This window comes from Brevundimonas sp. LF-1 (assembly GCF_037055305.1).
Classification (GTDB): Bacteria; Pseudomonadota; Alphaproteobacteria; order Caulobacterales; family Caulobacteraceae; genus Brevundimonas; species Brevundimonas sanguinis.
Genome location: NZ_CP146349.1, coordinates 1818062 through 1844401, shown reverse-complemented (window position 1 = coordinate 1844401; position 26340 = coordinate 1818062). Strand labels below are relative to the sequence as shown.

The window sequence follows — 26340 nt, the reverse complement described above, 5'->3', positions numbered from 1 at the left end:
GATCAGTAGAGGTCGGGGTTGGTCTTCAGCGCGTCCATCGTCGAGCGGCCCCACAGCACCTTATAGACCCAGGAGGTGTAGAGCAGGACGAAGGGCAGGAAGACCACCGTCGTCACCAGCATGATGAACAGGGTCGTATGGCTGGACGAGGCGTTCCACACCGTCAGGCTGGACTGGGCGTCGATCGAGCTGGGCAGGATGAAGGGGAACATCGACAGGCCGACCGTCGAGATGATCCCGACCGCCGAGGCCGACGATCCGCCGAAGGCCAGGGCGGCCGACTTGCGCCACATCCCCAAAAGGCCGACCGCAGCGCCAGCAAAGCCTAGAACGGGTGCGATGATCATCCACGGATAGCGGCCGTAGTTGTCCATCCAGGCGCCCGGCGCCGCCTCGACCGCCGTGCGCAGCGGGTTGGAGGCGCCCGCCGTATCGACCACGCCGGTGATGCGGAAGCCCATGTCGCCGAAGGCCACCATCGCCCCGCCGATGGCGAACAGCACCAGGCTGGCCACGCCGGCGGCGGTGCCGATGGCGCGGGCGCGTTTCAGCACCGGACCCTCTTCGCCCTTGATCGCCAACCAGGCGGCGCCGTGCAGGACCAGCATGGACACCGACAGCAGGCCGCACAGCAGGGTGAAGGGCGTGAACAGGCCCAGCAGGCCGCCTTCATAGAAGCTGCGCAGGTCGCTGGTCAGGCGGAAGGGCGCGCCGATGAGGACGTTGCCGACCGCCACGCCGAACACCAGAGCCGGGAAGAAGCTGCCGATGAACAGGCCCCAGTCCCACATGGAGCGCCAGCGCGCCTCAGGCCGCTTGGAGCGGTATTTGAACGACACGGGCCGCAATATCAGCGCGGACAGCACCAGGAACATCGCCAGGTAGAAGCCCGAGAAGCTGACGGCGTAGACCTGCGGCCAGGCGGCGAAGATCGCCGCCCCGCCCACGATCAGCCAGACCTGGTTGCCTTCCCAGGTCGCGCCGATGGTGTTGATCACCATGCGACGCTCTTCATCCTTCTTGGCGACGAAGGGCAACAGGGCGCCGACGCCCATGTCGAACCCGTCGGTCAGGGCGAAGCCGATCAGCAGCACGCCCAGCAGTCCCCACCAGATCAGGCGGAGGGTGGTGTAGTCGAGGGGAGTTCCATCTCTTTTCCTTCAACGACCGGGTCAGGCGACCGCGGGCTCGCCTTCCGTGCGGGCGTCTTCTTCACAGGCTTCCTGTTCGGCGAACGGCCCCTTCTTGACCGCGCGCAGGATCAGGCCGACCTCGACGACGGCGAGGGCGCCGTACAGCAGGGTGAAGCAGATGATCGTGGTCCACAGGTGCGCCACCGTCAGGCTGGACGCGCCCAGGAAGGTCGGCAGGACGCCTTCCACGGCCCAGGGCTGACGACCCACTTCGGCCAGCAGCCAACCGGCCTCGATCGCGATCCACGGCAGCGGGATGGCTAGGACTGCCAGGCGCAGGAACCACTTGGTCTCATGCTTGCGCAGGGTGCACAGCACGAAGGCCGTGCCGAACAGGCCGATCATCAGGAAGCCGATGCCCGCCATGAAGCGGAAGACCCAGAACATCAGCGGCACGTTCGGCACGGTCGACCAGGCGGCCTGCTTGACCTGGTCCGGCGTGGCCGTGCGCGGATCTTCGACATAGCGTTTCAGCAGCAGACCGTAGCCCAGGTCGTTGCGGACCGTCTCGAACTGACCGCGCGCGGCCATGTCGGTCGGATCAGCCTTGACCTTCTCCAGCGCGTCATAGGCGACGACGCCGCGTTCGATGCGGTCCTCGGCGACCGCGACCAGCTCCAGGATGCCCTCGACCGGCTTGTCGATGCTGCGCGTCGAGATCAGGCCCAGGACATAGGGCACCTTGACCTCGAAATGGGTGTGACGGTCCTCAAGGCTGGGCAGGCCGAACAGGGTCAGGCCGGCCGGCGCCGGCTCGGTGCGCCACATGGCTTCCAGCGCGGCCAGCTTCATCTTCTGGTTGTCGGTCAGAGCGTAGCCCGACTCATCGCCCAGAACGACCACCGACAGCGAGGACAGCAGGCCGAACGCGGCGGCGACCGTCATCGACCGCTTGGCGAAGCCCTTGTGCTTGCCCTTCAGCAGATAGAAGGCCGAGATGCCCAGCACGACCACGGCGGCGCACACGTAACCGGCCGACACGGTGTGCACGAACTTGGCCTGGGCCACCGGGTTGAAGATCACCGCCATGAAGTCGGTGATTTCCATACGCATGGTGTCGGGATTGAAGGCCGCGCCGACGGGGTTCTGCATCCAGCCGTTGGCCACCAGGATCCACAGGGCCGACAGGTTGGTGCCCAGGGCGACCATGAAGGTGACGAACAGGTGGGCGTGCGGCTTCAGCTTGTCCCAGCCGAAGAACATCAGGCCGACGAAGGTCGCCTCCAGGAAGAAGGCCATCAGGCCCTCGATCGCCAGCGGCGCCCCGAAGATGTCCCCGACGTAGTGGGAATAGTAGCTCCAGTTCATGCCGAACTGGAATCCATCGTCAGGCCGGTGGCCACGCCCAGCACGAAGTTGATGCCGAAAATCACGCCCCAGAAACGGGTGATCGTCCGCCAGATCGGCCGGCGGGTCATCACATAGATGCTCTCCATGATGACCAGCATGAAGGAGAGGCCCAATGTGAGGGGCACAAACAAAAAGTGGTATAGCGCCGTCAGTGCGAACTGAAGGCGTGAAAGGTCTACGACCGCCAGGTCGATCATCGTTCCAGGCTCCTGACCGCCAGCCCCCATCGACCGGCGTTCTACTCTAACCTAAAGCCACGCGGTTTGGCGCGCCTTGATCCTGATCAAAGCCGACAGGGCCGACTCGGACTAGACGGCGTTTCGCCCAAGGTCCTTTCGTCCCATGGGCCTTTTGCCCAATCCCGCGTCGTCGGCGATCATGGCTGATCCGCTGATCGACCTTGGAGACAAGATGACGGCCCAGCCGATCGCCCCCAACGCCCCGGCCTTAGACGAGACGCCGCCTGCCGCCTGGCTGAAGGCTGCGCTGGCGCCGTGGCGGCGGCTGATGACGCTGGGCGGGGCGCTGGTCATCGCCGACACCGTGCCTGCGGTCGGATCGCAGCCGGTCTGGCCCTGGCGGTCGGCGCCCTGCCTCAAGGCATCGACGGCGCCCTGCCGGGCCTGGGTCTGGCGGCCGTCTCCTTGCTGGCGCGCGGCGCGCTCAGCCACACGGCGGTCAGGGTGAACACTCGCGCCGCCCGCGCCGCCAAGAACGGGATTCGCCGCTCCATCCTGACGGAGGCCCTGTCCGGCCGCCTGTCCGACGCCGCCGCCATGACCGCCGTCGTCGAAGGGGGCGAGGCGCTGGACGGCCATGTCGCGCGCTTTTCGCCCGCCCGCACGGCGGCCGCCGCCTCGCCGCTGATTCTGATCGCCGTGACCGCCGTGGTCAGCCCGTTCACCGCCGGCATACTGATCTTCACCCTGCTGCCCTTCATCATCGGCATGGCCCTGACCGGCATGGCGGGCGCCGAAAGCCGCCGTCAGTTCCAGGCGCTGGAGCGCCTGTCGGGTCTGTTCCTGGACCGGGTGCGCGCCCTGCCCGCCATCCTCGCCTTCCAGGCCGAGACGCAGCAGAGCCGCGTCATCGCCCGCGCCTCGGACAACCTGGCCCGCCGCACCGGCAAAGTGCTCAAGGTCGCCTTTCTGTCATCGGCGGTGCTGGAGTTCTTCTCCGCCCTGGCCGTGGCCCTGGTGGCCGTCTATTGCGGCTTCAACCTGCTGAAGCTGCTGCCCTTTCCGGCGCCGGAACAGCTCAGCCTGACTCGCGCCTTCTTCGTTCTGGCCCTGGCGCCGGAAGTCTATCAGCCCATGCGCCGCCTCGCCGCCGCCTACCACGACCGTCAGGCCGCCGAGTCCGCCGTCCCCAGCCTGCGTCGCCTGAGCGTCGAAGCCGCGCGGACCACGCGCCCGCCTCGCCCCGGCCAGGCGCCCGCCATCGCCTTCCGCGACGTCGCCATCGCCTATGACGGCGCGCCTGTGATCGAGGGCTTCACTCTGGATGTCGCCCCCGGCTCCATCGTCGCCCTGACCGGCCTCAGCGGTTCGGGCAAGAGCAGCCTGCTGCACTTGTTTCTGGGCCTGTCGCCCCTCAGCGCGGGAGAGATCATGGTCGGCGATACGCGCCTGTCGCAGGCGGGCGACCTGACCGAGTGGATCGCCTGGGCCGGGCAAGCCCCTGTCGTCATCCGCGGAACCCTGGCCGAGAACATCGCCCTGGCCCATCGCGGCGCGACGCCCGAGGCGGTGGAGCAGGCTGCGCGCAAGGCGGGCCTGAACGGCGCGCTGGCCCGTCTGATCGACGAACGCGGCGGCGGCCTGTCGGGCGGCGAGCGCCGCCGTCTGGGCCTGGCCCGCGCCTTCCTGAAGCCCGCGCCCCTGCTGCTGCTGGACGAACCCACCGCCAACCTGGACGCCGAAGCCGAAGCCGCTCTGCTGCCCGTCATTCGCGAGGCCGCGCGCGGCCGCACCGTGCTGATCGCCACCCATTCCGACGCGGTGGCCGCCCTGGCCGACAAGGTGGTGCGCCTGTGAGCCGTTCTGATCGCCCGGCGTCGTCCGCCTGAAGGCCATGATCCGCGCGCAGGAGAAGGCTCAGCGCCCGCGCCTGCTGGCCGCCTCCGTCACCGCCGCCCTGGTGTCGGCCGGCGCCGTCCTGCTGCTGGGCCTGTCGGGCTGGTTCATCACCGCCGCCGCCCTCGCCGGCGCCGCCGGACCCGCCGTGGCCCACGTCTTCAACTACATGGTGCCCAGCGCCATGATCCGCTTCTTCGCCATCGTGCGCACCGCCTCGCGCTATGGCGAGCGCGTCACCGGCCACGACGCGGCGTTGAAGGCGCTAGCCGCCCTGCGTCCGCAGCTGTTCATCGGCCTGGCGCGCGCCCCCACGACCAAGGCCCTTTCCTTGGCGGGCGGCGAAGCCTCCGCCCGGCTGGTTCAGGACGTGGACGCGATTCAGGACCGTTTCGTGCGCCTGTCGACGCCCTGGGGCGCGGGGACCGGCCTGATCGCCGGCGTCGGCATGGCGGCCCTGGCCGGATGGGCCCCGGCGCTCGTCGTCGCGGGCGCCGCCGCTCTAGGCGTCATCCTGGCCGTCGTGATCGGGCGCCGCTTCGCCGAGCCCGCCGGCCAGCGCCTTCAGCAGGCGTCCGGTGCCCTCAAGACCGAGTTCGCCGCCTTGGCCGCCGCCGCGCCCGAGCTTCAGGCCTATGGCATGAAGGCCTGGGCCGCCGACCGCCTGGCCGAGCACGGCGACGCGGTCGAGGACGCGGCCGAACGGCTGGCCCGCGCCGGCGGTCTGATCATGGCCAGCCAGAGCCTCGCCATGGCCGTGGGCGTGGCGGGCGCGGCTCTGGCGGCGGGCGCCGGCACCCCTGCGCTGACTGCCCTGTCCATGCTGGCCGCCGTGGCCACGGTCGAAAGCGCAGGAACCCTGCTCAACGCCCTGCGCCAGAACGGCGCGGTGAAGGCGGCGGTCCAGCGCCTGGGCGAGCTTCTGGACGAGGAAGCGCCTGCATCGCCGATCTCCGCCGTCTCCCCGACGCTGCGCCTGCCCAGCGCCGAGCTGACGGTCGCCCCGCCGCAACGTCTGGCGATCGCCGGCCCGTCCGGGGCGGGCAAGACGACCCTGATCGAACGCCTGATGAGCCTGCGCCCCGCCTCGCCCGGCGAAATCCTGCACGGAGAGGTCGACGCCGCCGCCCTCGGCGCCGAGACCCTGCGTCCCCTGTTCGCCTATGCGCCGCAACAGGCTGTGCTTCTGACCGGCAGCGTGCGCGAAAACCTGCGCCTGGCCGCCCCGTCGGCTGCCGACGACGATCTATGGGCCGCGTTGGAAGACGCCGCCTTGGCCGACCGCGTCCGCGCCGCGCCGGGCGGGCTGGATGCGTCCGTAGGCGAGAACGGAGCCCGCCTGTCGGGCGGCGAGCGCCGCCGTCTGGGCCTCGCCCGCGCCTATCTGCGCCCTGCGTCCTGGCTGGTGCTGGATGAACCGACCGAGGGTCTGGACGCCGCTACCGAGGCGCAGGTTCTTGAACGGCTGGCCGCCCGTCTGCACCACAGCGGCCAGGGCCTGATCGTCGTCAGCCACCGCCCGGCGCCCTGGCCCTGTGCGATGTCGCCCTGACCGTTTCAGGCATAGCCGCCGACGGCCGCATCCAGATCAGCGCAAAGCCCCGGCAGGCCGCCGCCTGATAGGGCGATATCTTTGATCTCTATCAAGGCGACGCTTGCCGTCACCCGCTTTTCTGTCGGCAGAGGAGAACACCCATGCCCGCAGACATCATCGCCCCCGTCATCGCCATCGGCGCCTTCTTCATGACCTTCATCGTCGGCATGGCCTACGGCTGCATCGCCAGCAGCCTGGCCAAGCCTGAGAAAGGCTGAGCATCATGGCCCTGCATCACATCCGCCTGGAACTGGCGCGCGAGCCTGACCATCCGCACGGCAACGCCGACGACGGCTATGACCTGGTGTTGACGCTGGACAAGGACGCCCGCCTTGACGCAGCCGCTATCGCCGCCGCGCCAGAGAACACCCGCGTCCGCCGCTTCAAGGGGACCCAGACGCTGGCCGTCGGCCAACTGACGCGCGCCGAAGACGGCCGGTGGGTTCTCGACCTTCCAGGCGAAGATACGGACGCAGAAGGCTTCCGTCTCGACGACGAACAGTTCGTCGTCGGCGAATACGTCTCCCTGGCCCAGCCGGGCGGGGATATGCGCGCCTATCGCGTCACCCTGGCCCAGCCGCTTCCCACAGCCTGACGACCGCCGACAATCGAAGGCGTCCGCGCGACGCCGCCTGAGAGATCAGGCGGCGTCGTCGGCGTGTGTGGATCATCGGACGGAACAGCAGCTTGTCGATGCGGCGGTCGTCCATGTCGATAACTTCGACCTCGAAACGGCCCAGTTGCAGGATGTCGCCCTCGTTCGGCACGCGCGACAGGTGGTGCAGCACCAATCCCGCCACCGTGTGGAAGCCTTCGTGTTCGCCGAAGTCTTCGCCCAGGATTTCACCCAGTTCGTCCAGGTCGACCTGACCATCGACGGCCCAGGTGCCGTCGGTGCGCTTGCGCACGGCGGTCTCGGTCTCGTCGTGGCTTTCGTTGAAGTCGCCGGCGATCATCTCCAGCAGGTCCGTCGCCGTGACTACGCCTTCAAAGGCGCCGTATTCGTCGACGACGAAGGCCATGTGCACCTTCGATCCCTTCAGGATCTCCAGCGCTTTCAGCACCGAGGTCGACTGGGGGATGAAGGCCGGTTCGGCCACCAGCGTCTCGACGTTGAACTCGCCATTGGTCAGCAGGCTGTCCAGCAGGTCCTTCTTGTGGACCACGCCCAGCGGATTATCGATGTCGTTGTCACGCGCCACGACGATGCGCGAATAGGGACAGGTGCGGATTTCCTCGCGCAGCGTCTCTTCGAATCGTCCAGCGCGATCCAGTAGACCTCGTGACGCGGGGTCATGGCCACGCGGACGGCCCGGTCGCCCAGACGCAGGATCTCTTCGATCATCTCCTGCTCTTCCGGCTCGATCAGGCCCGCAGAGGTGCCTTCGGCCAGAATGCTCTCGACCTCTTCCTGGGTGACATCCGAACCATCGCGGTCCTTCACGCCCATCAGCTTGAGGATGCCCGAGGTCGAAGCCGTGAGCAGCAGCACGAACGGCTTCATCGCCAGGGCCAGGGTCGCAATCGGGCCGGCCATCTTGGAGGCGATCGCCTCAGGGAAGATCAGGGCCAGACGCTTGGGCACCAGCTCGCCGACGATCAGCGAGACATAGGTGATCAGCACCACCACCACGGCGGTGGCGATGATCTGCGAATACGGCGCCAGGGCGGGCAGGTTCGCCTTGAGGATTTCATCCAGTTGGCCGGCGATGGCCGCTTGACCATAGGCGCCCGCCAGAATGCCGATCAGGGTGATGCCCACCTGGACGGCGGAAAGAAACTGCGTGGGCTCCTCGGCCAGCTTCAGCGCGGCTCGGGCGCCCCGGTCGCCTCTTTCGGCGCGGCTCTGCAGCTTGGACTTTCGGGAAGACACGACCGCAAGTTCGGTCATGGCGAAAAGGCCGTTCAGCACCACAAGCAGCAGCACGACGACGATAGCGATGGTCAACATCGAAAAGGGAGAAGCCCTGACGCGGCGCGACTAACGGCGTCCGCGCAGCCTATAGTAAAGATGAACTTCGGTCTGCGCCAGCGTTCTTGTCCGCTATGCGGCGGGCATTACGCCGGCCCGCATCAGGCCGCCGTTGAAATCGCGACTTCCGACCAGGCCTCGGCCGCTGCTGCGCCCCGTTCCATCCCGTCCAACAGAATCTGCAGCGTCACCGGCTTGGCTGTCAGATGGTCCGCCCCGGCTTGCATGGCCTTCACATGATGCGCCTCGGTCGTGTTGGCGGTCAGCATGACGATCGGCGTACGTCGCCGGCCTGATTGCGCCTCGGCCGCCCGAATTCGCCGCATGGCCTCAAGCCCGTCCATGACGGGCATCTGCATATCCATCAGCACCATGTCGAACGGCTCAAGCATGAAGCGCTCGACGCCCTCGGCGCCGTTGTCTGCGGTGACGATGTCAAAGCCCAGCGGCTCCAGCAGACAACGCACCACCATCTGATTGGCCGGATTGTCTTCCACCGCCAGCACGCGCAGGCGTCCAGGCGCTTCAGACTCGTCCCCCGTCGCCGTCGGAGCCTCGGCGGGAATCGACGCCTGCCGCTCGATGGGTATGGCCACGCGGAATACGCTGCCGCGTCCCGGGGCCGACTCCGCTGAAATCGCGCCGCCCATCAACTCCGCCAGCAGGCGACAGATCGACAGACCCAGGCCGGTCCCGCCGAACTGGCGAGAGATGGCGTCGTCGGCCTGGACGAACGGCTGGAACAGGCGCTGCGCCGCCTGTTCGTCGAAACCGATCCCCTCATCCTCCACTTCGATCAGCAGGCGTTCAGCCTGCGCATCGCCGGCCACATCGACGCGGACCGCCACATGGCCCTGAGCCGTGAACTTCACCGCATTGGACACCAGATTGGATACGATCTGCGCGATTCTACGCCGTCGCCGACCACCATGCCGTTCGCCGCGTCGCTGAAGGTCGCCGCCAGCGTCAGTCCCTTGGCCTCCGCGCCCGCGCGGCGCATCTCCACGACCGCGCCGATGTCGGCCCTCAGGTCAAACGGCGCGGGCGCCAGGGTGAACTGGCCCGCCTGCATTTTCGACAGGTCCAGCATGTCATCCAGCACCCGCCGCAACGCATCCCCCGCCCCCGTAATCAGATCCAGCATCTCGTTCTGACGCGGCGTCAGGGCCGTGTGCGTCAGGGCCGACGCCAGCCCCAGCACGGCGTTCAACGGGGTGCGGACCTCATGGCTGATGTTGGCGAAAAACCGATCCCGCGCCTCGGCGGCCACGCGCGCCTCGGACTGGGCGACCTCCAGCGCCTTCAGCGCGCGCACGTGATCCGAAACCTCGAACCGAATGGCGGTATAGGTTTCCGGCCGCCCGTCAGGCCCGAGGTTCGGCACAATGGTGGTGTCCACCCAATAGGGCTCGCCAGCCTTGCTGCGGTTTTCAATGGTGCCGCGCCAGACCTGCCCGCTCGCGATAGTGCGGTACAGATCGCGAAAATAATCGCGCGTGTGGGCGCCTGAGTTCACCACCCGGTGCGTCTGGCCGATCAGTTCCGCCCGCGAGTAGCCGCTGACCGCCTCGAATTTGTCGTTGCAATACAGGATCCGACCCGCGCGATCGGTGATCGCCACAATGGCGGCCTCGTCCAGTGCGGCAGAGAGCCCTGCCCGGCGGGGCCAATCGACGTCAGACATAGGGTGGGAGGTCCTTTCAGACCGCCACATGCGCCCATCATCGCTGCCAAATGCTTAATCTTAACCACCGACCAAGGTCAGGGTTACGCTTTGATCCCGCGCAACGCGCCCGTCGGCCATGCAAAACGGCCCCCGGATCGCTCCGGGGGCCGCTCTGTTACGCTTTACGCTTGGCCTAACGCCCTTGCGGGCTGCTTGAGGCCGTTACTGCGGCCTAAGGCCTTTGCGGGCTGCTTGAGGCCGGTACGCTTACGCTTACTCGTTACTGGCGAACCAGCGAGGGCCGAGGCCCTCGCTGGTTCTGACGTCGATATTACTCGACGATCTTGGCCACGACGCCGGCGCCGACGGTGCGGCCGCCTTCACGGATGGCGAAGCGCAGCTTCTCTTCCATCGCGATCGGCGTGATCAGCTCGACGTCCAGCTCGGCGTTGTCGCCCGGCATGATCATTTCCACGCCTTCCTTCAGGCGCACGATGCCGGTCACGTCCGTCGTGCGGAAGTAGAACTGCGGACGGTAGTTCGTGAAGAACGGCGTGTGACGGCCGCCTTCTTCCTTGTTCAGGATGTAGGCTTCGGCCACGAACTTGGTGTGCGGGGTGATCGAACCCGGCTTGCACAGCACCTGGCCGCGCTCGACGTCTTCACGCTTGGTGCCGCGCAGCAGAACGCCGACGTTGTCGCCCGCTTGACCCTGGTCCAGCAGCTTGCGGAACATTTCGACGCCCGTGCAGGTCGTCTTCTGGACCGGACGGATACCGACGATTTCGACTTCTTCGCCGACCTTGACGATGCCGCGCTCGACGCGACCCGTCACCACGGTGCCGCGGCCCGAGATCGAGAACACGTCTTCGACCGGCATCAGGAACGGCATGTCGATCGGGCGTTCCGGTTGCGGGATGTAGGCGTCGACCGCCGCCATCAGCTCCAGGATGCGCTCTTCGCCAATCTGCGGGTCGCGGTCTTCGACAGCGGCCAGGGCCGAGCCCTTGATCACCGGAATGTCGTCGCCCGGGAACTGGTACGAGCTGAGCAGCTCGCGCACTTCCATTTCGACCAGCTCCAGGAGTTCCTCGTCGTCGACCATGTCGACCTTGTTCAGGAACACCACCAGGGCCGGAACGCCGACCTGACGCGACAGCAGGATGTGCTCGCGGGTCTGCGGCATCGGGCCGTCAGCGGCCGAGCACACCAGGATCGCGCCGTCCATCTGGGCGGCGCCCGTGATCATGTTCTTCACGTAGTCGGCGTGGCCCGGGCAGTCCACGTGCGCGTAGTGACGGTTGGCCGTCTCATATTCCACGTGCGACGTGTTGATGGTGATGCCGCGCGCTTTTTCTTCCGGCGCGTTGTCGATGTCGGCGTAGTTCATCGCCTTGCTGCCGCCGGCCTTCGCCAGCGTCATCGAGATCGCCGCCGTCAGCGTCGTCTTGCCGTGGTCAACGTGGCCGATCGTGCCGATGTTCACGTGCGGCTTAGTGCGTTCGAACTTTTCCTTGGCCATGGCCAAACTCCTGTGGCCCGGGTCCGGAACGGAGGGGCGCTGTGCTCAGTTCATAAAACCTGGAGCGGGTAGCGGGAATCGAACCCGCATATTCAGCTTGGAAGGCTGCTGCACTACCATTGTGCTATACCCGCGCGAAGAATGCGGCTGCACCGCCCTTCGTTTGAAGAGCGACGTTTCCGCACCCGATTCCTTTCTGGACTCCCGGCCCGGCGGGCATTGAAGGCGCGTGGTGGGGGAAGCAGGACTCGAACCTGCGAAGCTTACGCAGCGGATTTACAGTCCGCCCCCTTTGCCGCTCGGGACATTCCCCCAGCGCGCCTTATGTCAATGCCGGTCTGGAAACGCCGAAAACAATCTTTCGATCATTTCGCGACGAAAGCCTTCGCTGTCGGGCGACGCCTGCAGTAGAGGAAGCGCCTGAACCGAAAGCCCTGGGGCCCAAATCGGAGGCCGTCTTATAGTGTCGTCATTTCGAGAACGCAACGACCGGAAAACCGGTAAAAAACAATCTTTCCACAAGAGGGACGAAACACGCCCAAATCCGGCTCAAACCCCCGCGCCGCAAGGCCGCCACCCCGCCGAAAACGAGCGCAAACCCGCCCGGTCGCGCCCGGACGCCGATAATTTTCTTTGGGGACGCCACCCGGTTCTGGCCGCTTTGGCGAATCCGGCGCGTCGCGGAATGGGCCGTCTGATGGTCACAGAAGACCGCGCCGAAGAGATTCAGCGCGAGAATCTGGCGAACGGCCACCGAATCGAAGTGGTCGATTCGGTCGCCCTGGGCCGGATGTTGCCGGCCGGCGCCGTACACCAGGGCATGGCCTTCAAGGTCCAGCCGCTGGACGGCGTCGATCTGGAAGACCTGGCCGAACCGGCTGAAGGCGTCATCGTCATGCTGGATCAGCTGACGGACCCTCAGAACGTCGGCGCCATCTTCCGCTCGGCCCTGGCCTTCGGCGCGCGCGGCATCGTCGTGCAGGACCGCCATTCGCCCGCCCTCGCCGGCGCCCTGGCCAAGGCCTCGGCCGGCGCGACCGAGCGCCTGCCCTGCGCCCGGGTGACGAATCTCAGCCGCGCGCTGGAGAAGCTGGCCGATCACGGCTGGCGCGCCATCGGCATGGACGGCGGCTCGGACCTGACGCTGGAGCAGGCGCTGGACGCCAGGCCGACCGTCATCGTCATGGGCTCCGAAGGCGACGGCGTGCGCCGTCTGGTGGCCGAGCACTGCGAGGCCATGGCCCGCATTCCCATGCCCGGCGGCTTCGAGAGTCTGAACGTCTCCAACGCCGCCGCCATCGCCCTGTATGAGGTCGCCAGGGCCCAAAGCCGCGCGAGCTAAGAAGGCGAACGCCCGCGTCAACTCGCCCCTGCGGCGTCTTGGCGCGGGCCCCGCCGGGCATTAAGAGTCGCGCATGGACTTCCTCTCAAATCCCGAATTGATCAGTCAGGCCTCCGCCCTCGGCAAGGTGCTGATGATCGACCTGGTGCTGGCCGGCGACAACGCTGTCGCCGTCGGCCTGGCCGCCGCCGCCCTGCCGCAGGAACAGCGTCGCAAGGCCATCCTGATCGGGCTGGCCGCCGCCGTCGTCATGCGCATCGGCCTGGCGCTGATCACCGTGCAGTTGCTGGCCATCGTCGGCCTGCTGCTGGCGGGCGGCTTCCTGCTGCTGTGGGTCTGCTGGAAGATGTGGCGCGAGCTGCGCGAACAGGCCACCCACGATCAGGCCGAAGCCGAGGCCGAGATCGAACGGGCCATGGCCATTGAACACGGCGGCGGCCCCTCGCCTGAGGAGTTGGGCCTGAAGCGCAAGACCTTCGGCGCCGCCCTGATCCAGATCATGATCGCCGACCTGACCATGAGCCTGGACAATGTGCTGGCCGTGGCCGGCGCCAGCCATGACCACCCGTGGATCATGGTGTTCGGCCTGATCCTGTCCATCGCCCTGATGGGTCTGGCGGCCACCTTCATCGCCAAGCTGCTGAACCGTTATCGCTGGATCGCCTATGTGGGCCTGGTCATCGTCCTGTACGTCGCCCTGCACATGATCTGGGACGGCGGACGCTCGGTCATCGTGCGCACCGGCCACACAGACCAGTTCAACGCCTCGGCCCCCGCCTTCCTCGACATCAGCGCCGAGGAAGAGGCAAAGCACCTGCGCCACAGCGGCGAGGGTCCGGGACGGCACACGCCCGAAGCCTTGCCCGGCGGCCGCGAGCGACGCGATCCGCCCCCGCCGACTGTCGCGCCGACGGATGCCGCCTCCTAGAAACACAAAAGGCCCGGATCGCTCCGGGCCTTTTTTCATTTTTAGACCGGCGCTTTCAGACCTCGGCGCCGCCGAAGCGCTCGGTCCATTCCGCGACCTGGGCGTCCTCGATCTTGGCGAACAGAACCTGGGGCGCCGCCACTACTTGGCCCACAGGAACCAGGCTCAACAGGTCGCCCTCAGCGTCAGGCCATGACAGATGGGTTGCGCCGACCGTGGCCGCGATCCGCCCCGCCGCATCGGGCATAAAGGGCGCCGTCACGCGGGCGAACAGGGCGACCAGGCTCAGCGCCGTGCGCACCACAACGGCGGCCCGCTCGCGGTCCGTTTTCAGCGCCGTCCACGGGGCCGCGACCTGCAGATACTCATTGCCCAGGACCCACAGGGCGCGGGCGGCCTGGGCCGCCTTGCGGAACTCCATCGCCTCGAACTCGTCAGTGAGGCTGGCGAGAGCCGCCTTGACGTCGGCGGCCAGCTTCTCTTCCAGCGCGCCCGGCTCTCCGCCCTCGGGCACGACGCCGTCGAACTTGGACTCGGTGAACTTGACGATGCGGTTGACGAAGTTGCCCAGCACGTCGGCCAGGTCCTTATTCGTCGTCGACTGGAACTGCTCCCAGGTGAAGGCCGCGTCGGAATGCTCCGGCCCATAGGCCGTCAGGTGCCAGCGCCAGTAATCGGCGGGCAGCAGCTCCAGCGCCTGATCCATGAAGACGCCCCGGCCCATGCTGGTCGAGAACTTGCCGCCGTACCAGTTCAGCCAGTTGAAGGCCTTCAGCTGGTCCACCGTCTTCCACGGCTCGCCTGAGCCGAGGATGGTCGACGGGAAGCTGACGGTGTGGAAGGCGACGTTGTCCTTGCCCATGAACTGGACGTAGCGCACGTCCTCGGCGCCCTCGTCGAGACGCCACCACGAGCGCCAGTTTCCGCCGGTCTTGTCGGCCCATTCCTCGGTCGCGCCGATGTATTCGATGGGGGCGTCGAACCAGACGTAGAAGACCTTGCCCTCCATCCCCGGGCGCGGGCCGCCGTCGGGACCGACGACCGGCACGCCCCATTTCAGATCGCGGGTGATGCCCCGGTCGATCAGGCCCTCGTCCAGATGCTTATAGGCGATGGAGCGGGCCAGCGGCTGCCACTGCGGCGAGCGGGCGTCGACCCAGGCGCGCACTTCGTCGGCCACCTTGGTCTGCAGCAGATAGAGGTGGCGCGTGTCGCGGACCTCCAGGTTGCGACTGCCCGACACTGCTGAATAGGGGGCGATCAGGTCGGTCGGATCCAGCAGGCGGCCGCAGTTGTCGCACTGGTCCCCGCGCGCCTTCTCATAGGCGCAGTGCGGGCAGGTCCCTTCGACGTAGCGGTCGGGCAAGAAGCGGGCGTCGTCGATCGAATAGATCATCCGGTCGACGCGCTCTTCGATCAGGCCGCGCTCTTCCAGCACCTTGGCGAAGTGCTGGGTCAGGCGGGTGTTCGGGGCGTTGGAGCTGCGGCCGAAGATGTCGAACGACAGGTTGAAGGCCTCGCCCGCGCGGCGCTGCACCTCGTGCTGTTCGTCGCAATAGGCGCGCACGTCCTGGCCGGCGGCGGCGGCGGCCAGTTCGGCCGGGGTGCCGTGTTCGTCGGTGGCGCAGACATAGAGGACGTCATGCCCCCTCGCCCGCATGAAACGCGCCCACACATCGGCGGGCAGCATCGACCCGGCCAGATTCCCAAGGTGCTTGATGCCGTTGATATAGGGCAGCGCCGAGGTGATGAGGATGCGGGCCATGATTATCCGAGTGACAAGTGACGAGTGACGAGTGGTTAGTGGCGAGTGAGGCGAGCTACCGCAACACCGAACGGCGCATTAATGCGTTTCGCTCGCCACTCGATACCCGCCACTCGCCACTTCTCAAAGCCTCCGCGCGATGCGCACGAAGCGCCCGGTCAGCAGGGCGCCCGAGATCAGGCTGGCGACGATCACCGACCAGACCAGTCCGTCCACCCCGATCCGATGCGCCAGGAACCAGCCCAGCGGGATCATGATGAGGCCATAGGACAGCAGGTGCATCAGCGTCGGCCACACCACGTCGCCCGCCGCACGGTTGGCCTGCGCCGCGACTACCTGCATGGCGTCGGCGACGAAGAACAGGGTCGCCAGCACCAGCGCCGGCGCCGCGATGGCGAGGATCGCCGGGTCGGTCGTATAGGCGCCGACGATCAGCCGCGCCGAAGGCCAGATGACCAGGGCGATGATGAAGGCCAGCACCGTTACCACGCCGATGCCGGCCAGGCCGCCGCGCATCACACCCGCCTTGTCCGCTGCGCCATAGCTGCGGCCGACCAGCACCGCCGTCGCGGACGACAGTCCCATCGGCACCATGAAGACGATGGCCGAGATGTTGATCACGACCGCCCAGCTGGCGGTCTGGGCGGCGCCCAACTGACCGGCGAACAGGGTCATGGCGGCGAATGCGCCGACCTCGATGAAGTTCGACGCGCCCGCGCCCAGGCCGACCTTCATCTGCTGGCTCTCAACCGCCTTGTCGCGTTGGGGCTTCTTGAACACGCCCCAGGCCCGCGCCTCGGGCAGGCGCAGGATGAAGATGACCAGAAAGATCGCCAGCGCCGTTCGCGCGCCGAACGTCGCCCAGGCCGAGGCCACGGCGCCGTGCAGGCCAATGCCCAGCAGGTCGGGCACCAGCAGCAGGTTCAGCGCCAGATTGACCGCATTGGCCACCCACATGGCGACCATGCCCGCCTTGGGCCTGTGCAGTCCCTCCAGGAAGAACTGGGCGCAGACCGAAATTAGATAGGCCGGCATCGACAGCGCAAAGACCATCAGGGCGGGCGTCGCGCCCTCGCCCAGACCGTCCTCCAACCCCATGTGCACCAGCCCGAACGGTCCGAGCAGCAGCAGACCGATCATCGAGACCAGACCGATCTGCAGCGAATAGGTCATGCCGCGCCTCAGGACGGCGCCGACCTCGTCGCCCCTGCCCTCGCCCAGCAAGCGGGCGGTCATGACCTGCACCCCCATCATCAGGCCGACCGCCGTGGTCAGCACGACTGAGGACGGCGCCCAGGCCAGGGAATGAAAGGCCAGCTCGCGGCTGGCGTAGTGGCCGACGACGATGGCGTCCGTCAGCCCCATGGTCATGATGCCCAGACGCGCCATGACGACCGGCCAGGCCAGCTTCAGCAGCTCGGACAGGGTGGCGCGGGTTTTGAAGCTGAACAGGGCGTGGGTCATCGGAGGCCGCAACAGCCACGCGCCCATGCGCGCGTCAATCGATTTTCCGAGCGCTTCGGGCGCCTACCAGGCGCCCAGTTCGCGCAGCTCCCGCGCTAGCTCGGGCGGCAGGTCCGTCGGCTCGGCCACCGACAGGTCCGGCGGGACGTCCTTGTCGAAATAGCGCCAGCCCTGAAACGGCCGCCGGGCCAGCGGCGCGGTGCGGATGACCTCGCTGTCCAGCTTGATCTCGCACCGGCTGGCCTTGCCCTCGCCCACCGTCGTGATGTCCAGAATGCGCTGACGGCAGGTCACGACGCCCTTCATCACCCAATAGAGCGAGCCGCCGTCCTCGATCTCAGCGGCGCGCTTGGGCGTCATGCGGGTGTGGACGATGCGCCAGTCGGACCGCTTGGCGTTCGCTTCCAGGGTCTCGACCTCGGAGACGCCGACGCAGAGCTTGATCATGTGCAGGGGCATGAAACGCCGCCTCTACTCCGTTCATCCCGGCGGACGCCGGGACCCAGTAAGAGCCCCGCACGCGACGCTCGACAAAACGCTCAGCCCAGTTCCCGACCTCGGCGATGAGACCAGAGAACTGGATCCCGGCATCCGCCGGGATGAGCGGGGTTTAGTCCGCCGCCTTTACTACGGCCAACACCGCGCCGTCCGCGACCTGATCGCCGACAGCGACGTTGAACTCGGCCACCACGCCGTCGAAGGGCGCGGTCAAGGCGTGCTCCATCTTCATGGCCTCCAGCACCAAGACCGGTTGCCCCTTGGTCACCGCGTCCCCGGCCTTGGCGGGCGCAGCGACGATCTTGCCCGGCATGGGCGCGCGAAGGCCGCCGTCGGATGCGGCGACGCCGGCCGGGCCGCTGGACTTGCGGCGCCGGAACTCGACCACGTCGCCGCCGTCGAACACCAGCACCCGCTCGGCGTCGGGCGACAGGGTGCTGACCACCTCGCCGTCAACTACAACCATGCCCGGCTCGCCATAGACCTGAGCCGAGCCGAAGTCGCCGTTCACCGTGAAGCTGGACGACCGGCCGTACCAGCCCGGCTCGCCCGTCAGGGTCAGGGCGTGGGCCACGCCGTCATGGTGAAACGCCGTATGCGCTTGCGGCGCTGCGTTCAGGCGGAAACCGAACAAGCCTGCGCGGGCGGGCGCAAGCACATTGTCCGGCGCGTCAAAGGCGGCGGCGTCCGCCTCGAGCCCGATCTGACCGGCCGCAGCGGCCAGGGCGCGAGCGGAAACCTGAGCCGGGGCGATCAGCGCTCCCTCCTCCGCCGCGATGAAGCCCGTGTCCACGTCGCCCTCAATGAAGCGCGGATGCTCCAGGCAACGCGCCATGAAGCCCGCATTGGTCTTCACCGGCCAGACCTCGACCTCGCGGCAGGCGTCGGCCAGGCGGGCGGCGGCGGCTTCGCGGCTGTCTTCATGGACGATCAGCTTGGCGATCATCGGGTCGTAGAACTGGCTGACCTCGCCGCCCTGCATCACGCCGGTGTCGACGCGGATGTCATCGGGCATGACGAAGTGCTCCAGACGCCCGATCGACGGCAGGAAGCCGTGGGCCGGGTCTTCGGCGTAGAGGCGGGCCTCCATGGCCCAGCCCTTCATAGGGATGTCGGCCTGCGCCAGCGGGATCGGCTGACCTGCCGCGACGCGCAGCTGCCATTCGACCAGATCGACGCCGGTGATGGCTTCCGTCACCGGGTGTTCGACCTGCAGCCGGGTGTTCATCTCCATGAACCAGATGCGGTCGGCCTTCAGCCCGTCCGACGCGTCGGCGATGAACTCGATGGTGCCTGCGCCCTGATAGTCCACGGCCTTGGCGGCGCGCACAGCGGCGGCGGTGACGGCGTCGCGCGTGGCCTGATCCATCCCGGGCGCAGGCGCCTCTTCGATCACCTTCTGGTGGCGGCGCTGCAGCGAGCAGTCGCGTTCATGCAGGTGGACGACATTGCCGTGGCTGTCGCCGAAGACCTGCACCTCGATGTGGCGCGGACGGGTGATGTAGCTCTCGATCAGCACGCGCGGATCGCCGAAGGACGACTGCCCCTCGCGCTGGGCCGAGGCCAGATTTTCAGCGAAGTCCTCAGGCCGGTCGACCTTGCGCATCCCCTTGCCGCCGCCGCCGGCGACCGCCTTGATCAGCACCGGGAAGCCGATGCGGTTCGCCTCGGCGCTCAGGGTCTCCAGCGACTGGTCCTCGCCCTGATAGCCGGGGGTGACGGGCACGCCCGCCTCGATCATCAACTTCTTGGCCGCGTCCTTCAGACCCATGGCGCGGATCGAAGACGGCTTGGGGCCGATCCAGACGATGCCGGCCGCCGCCACCGCCTCGGCGAAGTCGGCGTTTTCGGACAGGAAGCCATAGCCGGGATGGATGGCCTCCGCCCCCGTCGCCTTGGCCGCCGCCAGCACCTTGGCCGCGTCCAGATAGGACTCGCGCGCCGCCGCCGGGCCGATCAGCACCGCCTCGTCCGCCTCGCGCACATGCAGGGCGTTGGCGTCGGCCTCGGAATAGACGGCGATGGTGCGCAGGCCCATGCGGCGGGCGGTGCGGAAGACGCGGCAGGCGATCTCGCCGCGATTGGCGACCAGGACGGATTTGAACATCAGGCTTTCCGAAGTGGCGAGGGACGAGTGGGGGGTGACGAGAAGGCGCGTGCGATCATGCGTCGGGCGAAAAGAGTCGGCGTGGCGAGATCCGTCGACGAGTCAGCCTCGCCACTCGTCACTCGCCACTCACCACTCATTGCGCCCAGTTCGGCGCGCGCTTGTCGAGGAAGGCGCGGACGCCCTCCTGGCCCTCGGGCGAGACGCGGGCGCGGGCGATGCGCTTGGCGGTCTCTTCCAGCAGACGGTTGTCGATATCCTCGCCCGCGACATCGTTGACCAGCCGCTTGGCGTCGCCCATCGCGCCCGGCGCATTGGCCGACAGGCTGTCGGTCAGCATGGAGATGAACTCCTCCACCGAGCCTTCGGGCAGGACCATGTCGATCAGCCCCGCATGGGCGGCGTAATCGGCGTCGAAGATGTTGGCCGTCAGGAACAGCTGGCGCGCGCGGCGCGCGCCGACCGCCTCGATGACATAGGGGGCGATGGTCGCCGGGATCAGGCCCAGCTTGACCTCGGAGAAGGCGAAGCGCGTCCCCTCGACCGCCACCGCCATGTCGCAGGCGGCGACGATGCCCGCCCCGCCGCCCATGGCCGCGCCCTCGACCAGGGCCACCGTCAACGCCGGCACGTCATGCAGAGCCTTCAGCATCTTGGCCAGGCCCATGGCGTCGTCGCGGTTGTCGCTCTCGGACCAGTCGGCCGCGTCGCGCATCCAGTTCAGGTCAGCGCCCGCGCTGAAGGTCCCGCCGGCGCCGCGGATGAAGACCACGCGCACCCGGTCGGCGCCTTGCAGGGTCTCAAACGCCTCGTACAGGGCGGCGATGGTGGCGGCGTCGAAGGCGTTCTTTTTCTGCGGCCGGTTGATGGTGACGAAGACCACGCCGTCGGCCGTGGCGTCGATCTGCACCAGATCGTCGTTCGCATCCGGCGCCGGGTCGGCGACGAAGGGATGGGCGATGGCGTTCATCTCCGCCGCCTCGGCGTCGGTGATGTCCAGAGCGTTCAGCTCGTCTTCGTTAGGGTTTTGATCAGTCATGGTCGGCTCCTCTCAGCCGGTAGAACGCATCAGGCGGCGTCACGGCGCGCCGCAGAGAAATATCCCGCCTAGACCGGATCACAGCGGCTGGCCCGAACGGTCTTGCCGTCCTGCTCGATCCGCAGCGACACCCCGGCCACCGGCGACAGGCGCAGGATCTGAACCATGGTCTGGTCGCCTTCAGACGACTGGTTCTCCAGCACCACCCGAATAGCCTCGCCCTGATCCTTCAGCGGCTCCAGCGCCACCAGTCTGGAGGTGTCTTCATAGCCCTTGATCTCGGTGGCTGTGATGACGAAGCGCGTGCCGCTTTCCTGTCTGGCGCAGCCGTCGTCGCTATAGTCCCACTCACCGCGATAGCCGACGGGAAAGACCGCCTGCGCCGGTTCGCCCGCGCGGGCAGCAGCCTCTTCCGCCGCCGAAACCGGGTCGGCCTGGGGCTGTGCCGCGGCTTCCAGCGCAGGCTCGGCCACCTCTGGCGTCGGAGCGTCCGCCTGCGATCCGCAGGCTGCGAGCAAGGCCGTCAAAGCGATCAGGGCCGCGGTCTTCTTCATGTCTCAGTCCTCGTGGCGGGCATTCGGCCCTGACGGGCCGCGGCGGTCATTACATCCGGAACACGCCGAAGGTCGTCTCGGGGATGGGGGCGTTCAAGCTGGCGCTGATGGCCAGGCCCAGCACGTCGCGCGTCTGGGCCGGATCGATGACGCCGTCGTCCCACAGGCGGGCGGTGGCGTAATAGGGATTGCCCTCGTCCTCGTACTTCTGACGGATCGGCGCCTTGAAGGCTTCGGCCTCCTCCGGCGTCCATGTGTCCGCGTCGCGGTGAACGGTGGCCAGGACGGAGGCGGCCTGCTCGCCGCCCATCACGCTGATGCGGCTGTTGGGCCAGGTGAACAGGAAGCGCGGCGAATAGGCCCGGCCGCACATGCCGTAGTTGCCGGCCCCGAACGACCCGCCGATCAGGACGGTGAACTTGGGCACCTCAGCCGAGGCGACGGCCGTCACCAGCTTGGCGCCGTGCTTGGCGATGCCTTCGGCTTCGTATTTGCCGCCGACCATGAAGCCCGAGATGTTCTGCAGGAACAGCAGCGGGATCTTGCGCTTGCAGGCCAGTTCGATGAAGTGTGCGCCCTTCTGGGCGCTTTCGCTGAACAGCACGCCGTTGTTGGCCAGAATGGCGACCGGCTGGCCCCAAATGCGGGCGAAGCCGCACACCAGCGACGTGCCATACAGCGCCTTGAACTCGTCCAGTTCCGAGCCGTCGACGATGCGGGCGATGACCTCGCGCACGTCATAGGGGGCGCGGACATCCTCGGGGATGATGCCGTAGAGCCTCGGCCGGATCGTAAGCCGGGGCGCGCGGCTCGCGCACGTCCAGGGGCTGGGGCTTGGTGGTGTTCAGATTGGCGACGATGGAGCGCACGATCTCCAGCGCATGCTCGTCGTTCTCGGCCACATGGTCGACCACGCCGGACCTGCGCCCGTGGGTCTCGGCCCCGCCCAGTTCCTCAGCCGAGATGACCTCGCCGGTCGCAGCCTTCACCAGCGGCGGCCCGGCCAGGAAGATGGTGCCCTGATTGCGCACGATCACCGTCTCGTCCGACATGGCCGGCACATAGGCGCCGCCCGCCGTGCAGCTGCCCATGACGCAGGCGATCTGCGGGATCGACTTTGCGCTCATCCGCGCCTGGTTGAAGAAGATACGGCCGAAGTGGTCGCGGTCCGGGAAGACCTCGGCCTGGTGCGGCAGGTTGGCCCCGCCCGAATCGACCAGATAGACGCACGGCAGATTGTTCTGCTCGGCGATCTCCTGCGCCCGCAGGTGCTTCTTCACCGTCATGGGGAAGTAGGCGCCGCCCTTCACCGTCGGGTCGTTGGCGACGATCATGACCTCGCGCCCCGACACCCGGCCGACGCCGCAGATCATGCCTGCGCCGGGCGCCTCATCGCGATACATGCCGTTGGCGGCCAGCTGACCGACCTCCAGGAAGGGCGAGCCCGGATCCAGCAGGCGCTCGACGCGATCACGCGGCAGCAGCTTGCCCCGCGCCACATGGCGCTCGCGGCTGGCGTCCGAGCCGCCCCGGGCCGCCATGGCGACCTTTTCATAAAGCTCGTCCCGCAGGGCGCGATTGTGCGCATCCAGCGACTTGAAAGCAGGACTGTTGCGATCGACGGCGGAAATCAGCTTGGGCATGCCTAAGGTTTAGGAGGCTTCCGCGCCGGGGGAAGCCGTTCGGTTCACCGAACGCGAAATCCGCTATATCTCCTCCTCATGGCCCCGCTTCGACCGGACACCCTCGCCGCCGCCCTGACCCGCGCCTTCGAGGGCGCGCAGGACAGCCGCGCCAGTTGGTTCGCCCTGACGCGGGGCGAGCGGCTGTTTTCCGCCGGCGACCGGGCCGACACCCTCTATCTGCTGCGCGCCGGGCGGCTGGGCGTCTTCCGTCGCGACGACGGCCGCGTCCCGCAGATGATCGCGGTCATCAAACCCGGCGAGCCGGTCGGCGAACTGGCCATGCTGGCGGGCACCTCGCACATGTCGGACGTGGTCGCCCTGCGCGACAGCGACGTGTTGGCCCTGCCGCGCGAGGCCTTCTTCGACGCGGCGCGCACTGATCCCCTGCTGATGTCGGAACTGGGTCAGATCATGCTGACCCGCGCGCGTGAGCGCGGCGGCGGGACCGAGCCCAACGTCTTCGGCTTCGTCTCAGCCCGCGACAAGCCGATCCGCGCCTTCGTCGAACGCGTCGCCCGCGCGGTCGAGGCTCAGGGCGCCACCTGCCACGTCATCGACAGTTCGGCCCTGTCATCCGCCGCCGAGTGGTTTTCGCGGGTCGAGGACGCCCACGACTACGTCCTCTATGTCGCCGAGGCGAACGAGCCGAACTGGGCCGCCCTGTGCGCGCGTCAGGTCGACCGCCTGTTCCTGGTCGGCGCCGCCGACCGCCCGCCGCCCCCGCCCCGCCTGTGGCCGAGGAATGGGACGACGCCGGGCAGCGCACCGATCTGATCCTGTTGCGCGACCCGCGGATGCCGCGCCCCAGCAACACCCGCGCCTGGCTGGACGTGCTCAAACCCGGCCGCTGGTTCCACGCGGTCGAGGGCTTGTTTGACGACACGGCGCGGATCGCCCGGCTGATCACCGGCTCCTCCGTCGGAGTGGTGCTGTCCGGCGGCGGCGCGCGCGCCTATGCCCACATCGGCGCGCTGAAGGCCCTGCGCGAGTCTGGCACGCCCATCGACTTCATCGGCGGCGCCTCAATGGGGGCGGTCATCGGCGCCGGTCCCGCCCTGGGCTGGTCCGACGAAGAGTTGGAGCACCACATCCGCCAGGCCTTCGTCCTGTCCGATCCTCTGGCCGACATCGCCCCGCCCATCATCGCCATGACCCACGCCCGCAAGGTCAAGGCGCTGATGAAGGAGGCCTTCGGCGACGTGCAGATGGAGGACATGCTGCTGCCCTTCTTCGCCGTCTCGACCAATCTGACCGCAGGCAGGCTGGAGGTGCACCGCGAAGGCACCCTGCGCCACGCCTTGCGCGCCTCCATCTCCATTCCCGGCGTCATGCCGCCTGTGGTGATGAACGGCCAGGTGCTGGTCGACGGCGCCGTTCTGCGCAACTTCCCCAGCGACGTGATGCGTCGGTTGAACAGCGGCCCGCTCGTCGGCGTCGACGTGTCCCAGTCGCGCGGCGTGGACGCCACCGCGCTGGAGAATCCCCCTCCTGGTGGCGCTGGATCCTGTCGGGGGCGTGGAAGCACGGCCCGCCGATCGTCTCTATCCTGATGCGCGCGGCCACCCTGTCCAGCGAGGCCGAGCGGATTCAGGCCCGCGCCGAGACCGATCTGTTGATCCTGCCGCCCTCCGACGGCGTCGATATCCGCGACTGGAAGGCCTATGAGCCCGGCGTCGCCGCCGGCTATGAGGCCGCGCGCGCCGCCCTGGACAGCCTCAACGGCCCGGTCGAGACCCTGCACCGGCGCCGCCGCGCCGACGCGCCACAAGAAACAGTCGAGGAAATGGCAGAAGCGTCCTTCCCTCAGGACGTTTTGGAAATGCCTGGCCCAACACCTGGCCCAGGCGCGTCAGGAAAGCGTCGCGGCTGGCTGGGTCTTCGCAAAGCGCGGTGAGATAGGGTCGCAGCGCCGTCCCCTTCATCCACTCCAGCACGGCGTCGTCGCCTTCCAGCACATGCAGATAGGTGGTGGACCAGGTGTCGACCTCCTCGCACAGATCCGCCACGGCGTCGTAATAGGCCTCGGCCCCCAGCAGAGGCTGAATGGTGTCCACGCCGCTCAGCCGCTCGCGCCACGGTCCCTCCGCCGCCGTCTGACGCATCAGCGTATGGTGGCGCGTCTCCCACGCCATCGGCATCTGCACCGCCAGCACGCCGCCCGGGGCCAGCGCCTCGGTCATCCGCCGGAACAGGGCCGCATGATCCTGCGCCCACTGTAGCGAGGCGTTGGCCAGGATCAGATCGACGGGCGCATCCGGCGCCCAGCTCTGCAGATCGTCCTGCACCCAGCGCACGTCGTCCGGCAGGCCGCGCGCCTGTTCCAGCATCGCCGCGCTGGAATCCAGCCCGTGCACCCGCGCGCCCGGCCAGCGTCGTTTCAGCAAGGCCGCATGCTGCCCCGTGCCGCAGCCGATGTCCCAGACCTCATGCGGGTCCAGATCGTCCGGCAGATGCGACAGCAGGTCGATGGCCGCGCGATCGCGCTGGCGCTCAAAACGATTGTATTGGTGGGGGTCCCACGCCGGCGACGTCATCGTCGTTATTCTCCTCGATCATCGCGAAAGCGATTCGAGGGAGAATGGTACAGCCTCTCAGGATTGAACTGAGGACCTCCGGCTCCACAAACCGGCGCTCTAACCAGCTGAGCTAAGGCTGCACATCTCTGCGCGAGGGCGGTTCTCTAGCGGGCCTCGCCGTCGGGGGCAAGCGGCCTTTTCGCCCTCGCGCGGATTTTATCTTCTTTACCCGTCAGTTCCAACCGCGGCTGGCGATATACTGCTGCAACTGGGCGATCCGGGTCTGGTCCGACGGGTGGGTCGAGGCGAACTCCGGCGTGCCCGACTGACGCCCCGCCGCCATCGCGCGCCACAGCGTCAGCGACTCAGACGGCTTGTAGCCGGCCGCCGCCATGTAATCGACGCCCAGCCGATCCGCCTCCAGCTCATGGCTGCGCGAAAAGGGCAGCAGCACGCCCAACTGGGCGCCCAGGCCGCCGAAGGCCTGCACCGCCTGGCCATAGTCCCCTGCCCGGCTCTGCACCGCGCCCAGCACCAGACCCGTCGTCTGCGTCGTCGACGCCCGCTCAGCCGCATGGCGCGCAACGACGTGGCCGACCTCGTGACCGATCACGGCCGCCAGTTGGTCATCGTTCTTGGCGATGGCGAGCAGGCCCGTCGTCACGCCCATATGGCCGGACGGCAGCACGAAGGCGTTCGGCGTGGCGTCGTCGAACACCGCATAGTCCCAGTGACGATTGGTCAGGTTCGCCGCCTGGACGATTCGATCGCCGACGCGGCGAACGCGCGCGTTCTGGGCGGCGTTGTTCGACACCTTCTGCGTCCTCAGCGTCTCGGCCCAGGCGGCCTGCGACTGCTGGATCAGGGCGCTGTCGTCCATCAGAACGAACTGGCTGCGCCCCAGCGCCTCATTATAGGCGCAGCCGCCGACGCCGACGCCGACGCCAAGAACGCTCGCGCCAACGGCCAGAGCAACGAGGATGGGTTTGTGGGACATGGGGCCTCCAGACAGCAATCGCTGTCCATAATGCACAGCCTGTCGGCTCGGCTCCACGCTCTCTTCACCTTGA

At 67.7% G+C, this 26340-nt stretch carries 20 protein-coding genes, 3 tRNA genes and 3 pseudogenes; 8 read left to right on the top strand and 18 right to left on the bottom strand.

Translation table 11 applies throughout. From position 1 onward, the window contains the following. Window positions 1–2: 2 nt before the first annotated feature. Together cydB and V8F63_RS10205 are read right to left on the bottom strand one after the other, a co-directional pair. The gene (cydB, locus tag V8F63_RS10210; RefSeq protein WP_392355072.1) at window positions 3–1118 is read right to left on the bottom strand and encodes a cytochrome d ubiquinol oxidase subunit II; all 1116 of its coding nucleotides are present in this window, start codon (window positions 1116–1118) and stop codon (window positions 3–5) included. Window positions 1119–1172: 54 nt separating this feature from the next. Next, window positions 1173–2737, bottom strand: a pseudogene (locus tag V8F63_RS10205) (cytochrome ubiquinol oxidase subunit I). Between the two features lie 184 nt (window positions 2738–2921). On the opposite strand from V8F63_RS10205, the gene V8F63_RS10200 reads away from it, so the two are divergent. From V8F63_RS10200 to V8F63_RS10185, 4 genes are all read left to right on the top strand, one after another. Beyond that, entirely contained in the window at window positions 2922–3230 is a 309-nt protein-coding gene (locus V8F63_RS10200) for a hypothetical protein (protein WP_392353078.1), read from the top strand. Further along, window positions 3188–4579 carry an ATP-binding cassette domain-containing protein gene (locus V8F63_RS10195; RefSeq protein WP_392353077.1) on the top strand — a complete coding sequence of 464 codons (1392 nt, stop codon included), beginning with the start codon at window positions 3188–3190 and terminating at the stop codon, window positions 4577–4579. Before V8F63_RS10200 ends, V8F63_RS10195 begins: the two co-directional genes overlap by 43 nt. Window positions 4580–4616: 37 nt before the next feature. Beyond that, a complete protein-coding gene (locus V8F63_RS10190) occupies window positions 4617–6170 on the top strand; it encodes an ATP-binding cassette domain-containing protein (protein ID WP_392353076.1) in 1554 nt (517 codons plus the stop codon). A gap of 265 nt (window positions 6171–6435) precedes the next feature. Next, window positions 6436–6807 carry a hypothetical protein gene (locus tag V8F63_RS10185; RefSeq protein WP_025976255.1) on the top strand — a complete coding sequence of 124 codons (372 nt, stop codon included), beginning with the start codon at window positions 6436–6438 and terminating at the stop codon, window positions 6805–6807. Here V8F63_RS10185 and V8F63_RS10180 read toward each other — a convergent pair. The 6 genes and pseudogenes from V8F63_RS10180 to V8F63_RS10155 all read right to left on the bottom strand — a co-directional run bounded on the left by V8F63_RS10180 (window position 6776) and on the right by V8F63_RS10155 (window position 11686). Continuing rightward, window positions 6776–8163 (bottom strand): annotated as a pseudogene (locus tag V8F63_RS10180) (hemolysin family protein). The gene V8F63_RS10185 and the pseudogene V8F63_RS10180 overlap by 32 nt on opposite strands. 122 nt (window positions 8164–8285) lie before the next feature. Then, window positions 8286–9056: a response regulator gene (locus V8F63_RS10175; RefSeq protein WP_392353075.1), complete on the bottom strand. Its 771-nt coding sequence runs from the start codon at window positions 9054–9056 to the stop codon at window positions 8286–8288. Then, a complete protein-coding gene (locus V8F63_RS10170; protein ID WP_392353074.1) occupies window positions 9053–9868 on the bottom strand; it encodes a histidine kinase dimerization/phospho-acceptor domain-containing protein in 816 nt (271 codons plus the stop codon). Before V8F63_RS10170 ends, V8F63_RS10175 begins: the two co-directional genes overlap by 4 nt. Before the next feature lie 313 nt (window positions 9869–10181). Further along, window positions 10182–11372, bottom strand: a complete 1191-nt coding sequence (tuf, locus tag V8F63_RS10165) for an elongation factor Tu (protein WP_064108282.1) — start codon at window positions 11370–11372, stop codon at window positions 10182–10184. A gap of 60 nt (window positions 11373–11432) precedes the next feature. Further along, a tRNA-Gly gene (locus V8F63_RS10160) sits at window positions 11433–11506 on the bottom strand. Between the two features lie 96 nt (window positions 11507–11602). Then, a tRNA-Tyr gene (locus V8F63_RS10155) sits at window positions 11603–11686 on the bottom strand. A 371-nt stretch (window positions 11687–12057) separates the two neighbouring features. Between V8F63_RS10155 and rlmB the strand changes: the two genes are divergently transcribed. Further along, a complete protein-coding gene (rlmB, locus tag V8F63_RS10150; RefSeq protein ID WP_392353073.1) occupies window positions 12058–12714 on the top strand; it encodes a 23S rRNA (guanosine(2251)-2'-O)-methyltransferase RlmB in 657 nt (218 codons plus the stop codon). A gap of 73 nt (window positions 12715–12787) precedes the next feature. Next, window positions 12788–13642: a TerC family protein gene (locus tag V8F63_RS10145; RefSeq protein ID WP_313632181.1), complete on the top strand. Its 855-nt coding sequence runs from the start codon at window positions 12788–12790 to the stop codon at window positions 13640–13642. A 55-nt stretch (window positions 13643–13697) separates the two neighbouring features. Here V8F63_RS10145 and metG read toward each other — a convergent pair whose 3' ends face one another. The 7 genes and pseudogenes from metG to V8F63_RS10110 form a co-directional block, all read right to left on the bottom strand. Beyond that, window positions 13698–15407: a methionine--tRNA ligase gene (metG, locus tag V8F63_RS10140; protein WP_392353072.1), complete on the bottom strand. Its 1710-nt coding sequence runs from the start codon at window positions 15405–15407 to the stop codon at window positions 13698–13700. Between the two features lie 123 nt (window positions 15408–15530). Then, entirely contained in the window at window positions 15531–16898 is a 1368-nt protein-coding gene (locus V8F63_RS10135) for an MATE family efflux transporter (protein WP_392353071.1), read from the bottom strand. Window positions 16899–16934: 36 nt separating this feature from the next. Then, window positions 16935–17330: a DUF1489 family protein gene (locus tag V8F63_RS10130; RefSeq protein WP_278070729.1), complete on the bottom strand. Its 396-nt coding sequence runs from the start codon at window positions 17328–17330 to the stop codon at window positions 16935–16937. 151 nt (window positions 17331–17481) lie between these two features. Then, window positions 17482–19476, bottom strand: a complete 1995-nt coding sequence (locus V8F63_RS10125) for a biotin carboxylase N-terminal domain-containing protein (RefSeq protein ID WP_392353070.1) — start codon at window positions 19474–19476, stop codon at window positions 17482–17484. Between the two features lie 136 nt (window positions 19477–19612). Continuing rightward, entirely contained in the window at window positions 19613–20515 is a 903-nt protein-coding gene (locus V8F63_RS10120) for an enoyl-CoA hydratase-related protein (protein WP_025978299.1), read from the bottom strand. A 68-nt stretch (window positions 20516–20583) separates the two neighbouring features. After that, window positions 20584–21069, bottom strand: coding sequence for a hypothetical protein (locus V8F63_RS10115; protein ID WP_025978298.1), 486 nt, complete (start codon window positions 21067–21069; stop codon window positions 20584–20586). Between the two features lie 49 nt (window positions 21070–21118). Further along, window positions 21119–22712, bottom strand: a pseudogene (locus tag V8F63_RS10110) (carboxyl transferase domain-containing protein). Between the two features lie 78 nt (window positions 22713–22790). Here V8F63_RS10110 and V8F63_RS10105 point away from each other — a divergent pair. Further along, complete coding sequence (locus V8F63_RS10105; RefSeq protein WP_392353069.1) at window positions 22791–23528, top strand: cyclic nucleotide-binding domain-containing protein; 738 nt, start codon at window positions 22791–22793, stop codon at window positions 23526–23528. Continuing rightward, a complete protein-coding gene (locus V8F63_RS10100; protein WP_392353068.1) occupies window positions 23486–24304 on the top strand; it encodes a patatin-like phospholipase family protein in 819 nt (272 codons plus the stop codon). Before V8F63_RS10105 ends, V8F63_RS10100 begins: the two co-directional genes overlap by 43 nt. Window positions 24305–24469: 165 nt before the next feature. Here V8F63_RS10100 and V8F63_RS10095 read toward each other — a convergent pair whose 3' ends face one another. The 3 genes from V8F63_RS10095 to V8F63_RS10085 all read right to left on the bottom strand — a co-directional run bounded on the left by V8F63_RS10095 (window position 24470) and on the right by V8F63_RS10085 (window position 26267). Continuing rightward, window positions 24470–25288 carry a methyltransferase domain-containing protein gene (locus V8F63_RS10095; protein ID WP_392353067.1) on the bottom strand — a complete coding sequence of 273 codons (819 nt, stop codon included), beginning with the start codon at window positions 25286–25288 and terminating at the stop codon, window positions 24470–24472. Window positions 25289–25333: 45 nt separating this feature from the next. Next, a tRNA-His gene (locus V8F63_RS10090) sits at window positions 25334–25410 on the bottom strand. Between the two features lie 92 nt (window positions 25411–25502). Further along, on the bottom strand, window positions 25503–26267 hold the full coding sequence (locus V8F63_RS10085) for a M48 family metallopeptidase (protein WP_392353066.1): 765 nt from the start codon (window positions 26265–26267) through the stop codon (window positions 25503–25505). Between the last annotated feature and the right edge of the window lie 73 nt (window positions 26268–26340).

Coding starts and splice junctions, on each gene's coding strand:
- V8F63_RS10200 (WP_392353078.1), top strand. CDS start 2,922: ATGGCTGATCCGCTGATCGACCTTGGAGACAAGATGACGGCCCAGCCG.
- V8F63_RS10190 (WP_392353076.1), top strand. CDS start 4,617: ATGATCCGCGCGCAGGAGAAGGCTCAGCGCCCGCGCCTGCTGGCCGCC.
- V8F63_RS10185 (WP_025976255.1), top strand. CDS start 6,436: ATGGCCCTGCATCACATCCGCCTGGAACTGGCGCGCGAGCCTGACCAT.
- V8F63_RS10170 (WP_392353074.1), bottom strand. CDS start 9,868: ATGTCTGACGTCGATTGGCCCCGCCGGGCAGGGCTCTCTGCCGCACTG.
- tuf (WP_064108282.1), bottom strand. CDS start 11,372: ATGGCCAAGGAAAAGTTCGAACGCACTAAGCCGCACGTGAACATCGGC.
- rlmB (WP_392353073.1), top strand. CDS start 12,058: ATGGGCCGTCTGATGGTCACAGAAGACCGCGCCGAAGAGATTCAGCGC.
- V8F63_RS10145 (WP_313632181.1), top strand. CDS start 12,788: ATGGACTTCCTCTCAAATCCCGAATTGATCAGTCAGGCCTCCGCCCTC.
- metG (WP_392353072.1), bottom strand. CDS start 15,407: ATGGCCCGCATCCTCATCACCTCGGCGCTGCCCTATATCAACGGCATC.
- V8F63_RS10135 (WP_392353071.1), bottom strand. CDS start 16,898: ATGGGCGCGTGGCTGTTGCGGCCTCCGATGACCCACGCCCTGTTCAGC.
- V8F63_RS10130 (WP_278070729.1), bottom strand. CDS start 17,330: ATGCCCCTGCACATGATCAAGCTCTGCGTCGGCGTCTCCGAGGTCGAG.
- V8F63_RS10125 (WP_392353070.1), bottom strand. CDS start 19,476: ATGTTCAAATCCGTCCTGGTCGCCAATCGCGGCGAGATCGCCTGCCGC.
- V8F63_RS10120 (WP_025978299.1), bottom strand. CDS start 20,515: ATGACTGATCAAAACCCTAACGAAGACGAGCTGAACGCTCTGGACATC.
- V8F63_RS10115 (WP_025978298.1), bottom strand. CDS start 21,069: ATGAAGAAGACCGCGGCCCTGATCGCTTTGACGGCCTTGCTCGCAGCC.
- V8F63_RS10105 (WP_392353069.1), top strand. CDS start 22,791: ATGGCCCCGCTTCGACCGGACACCCTCGCCGCCGCCCTGACCCGCGCC.
- V8F63_RS10095 (WP_392353067.1), bottom strand. CDS start 25,288: ATGACGTCGCCGGCGTGGGACCCCCACCAATACAATCGTTTTGAGCGC.
- V8F63_RS10085 (WP_392353066.1), bottom strand. CDS start 26,267: ATGTCCCACAAACCCATCCTCGTTGCTCTGGCCGTTGGCGCGAGCGTT.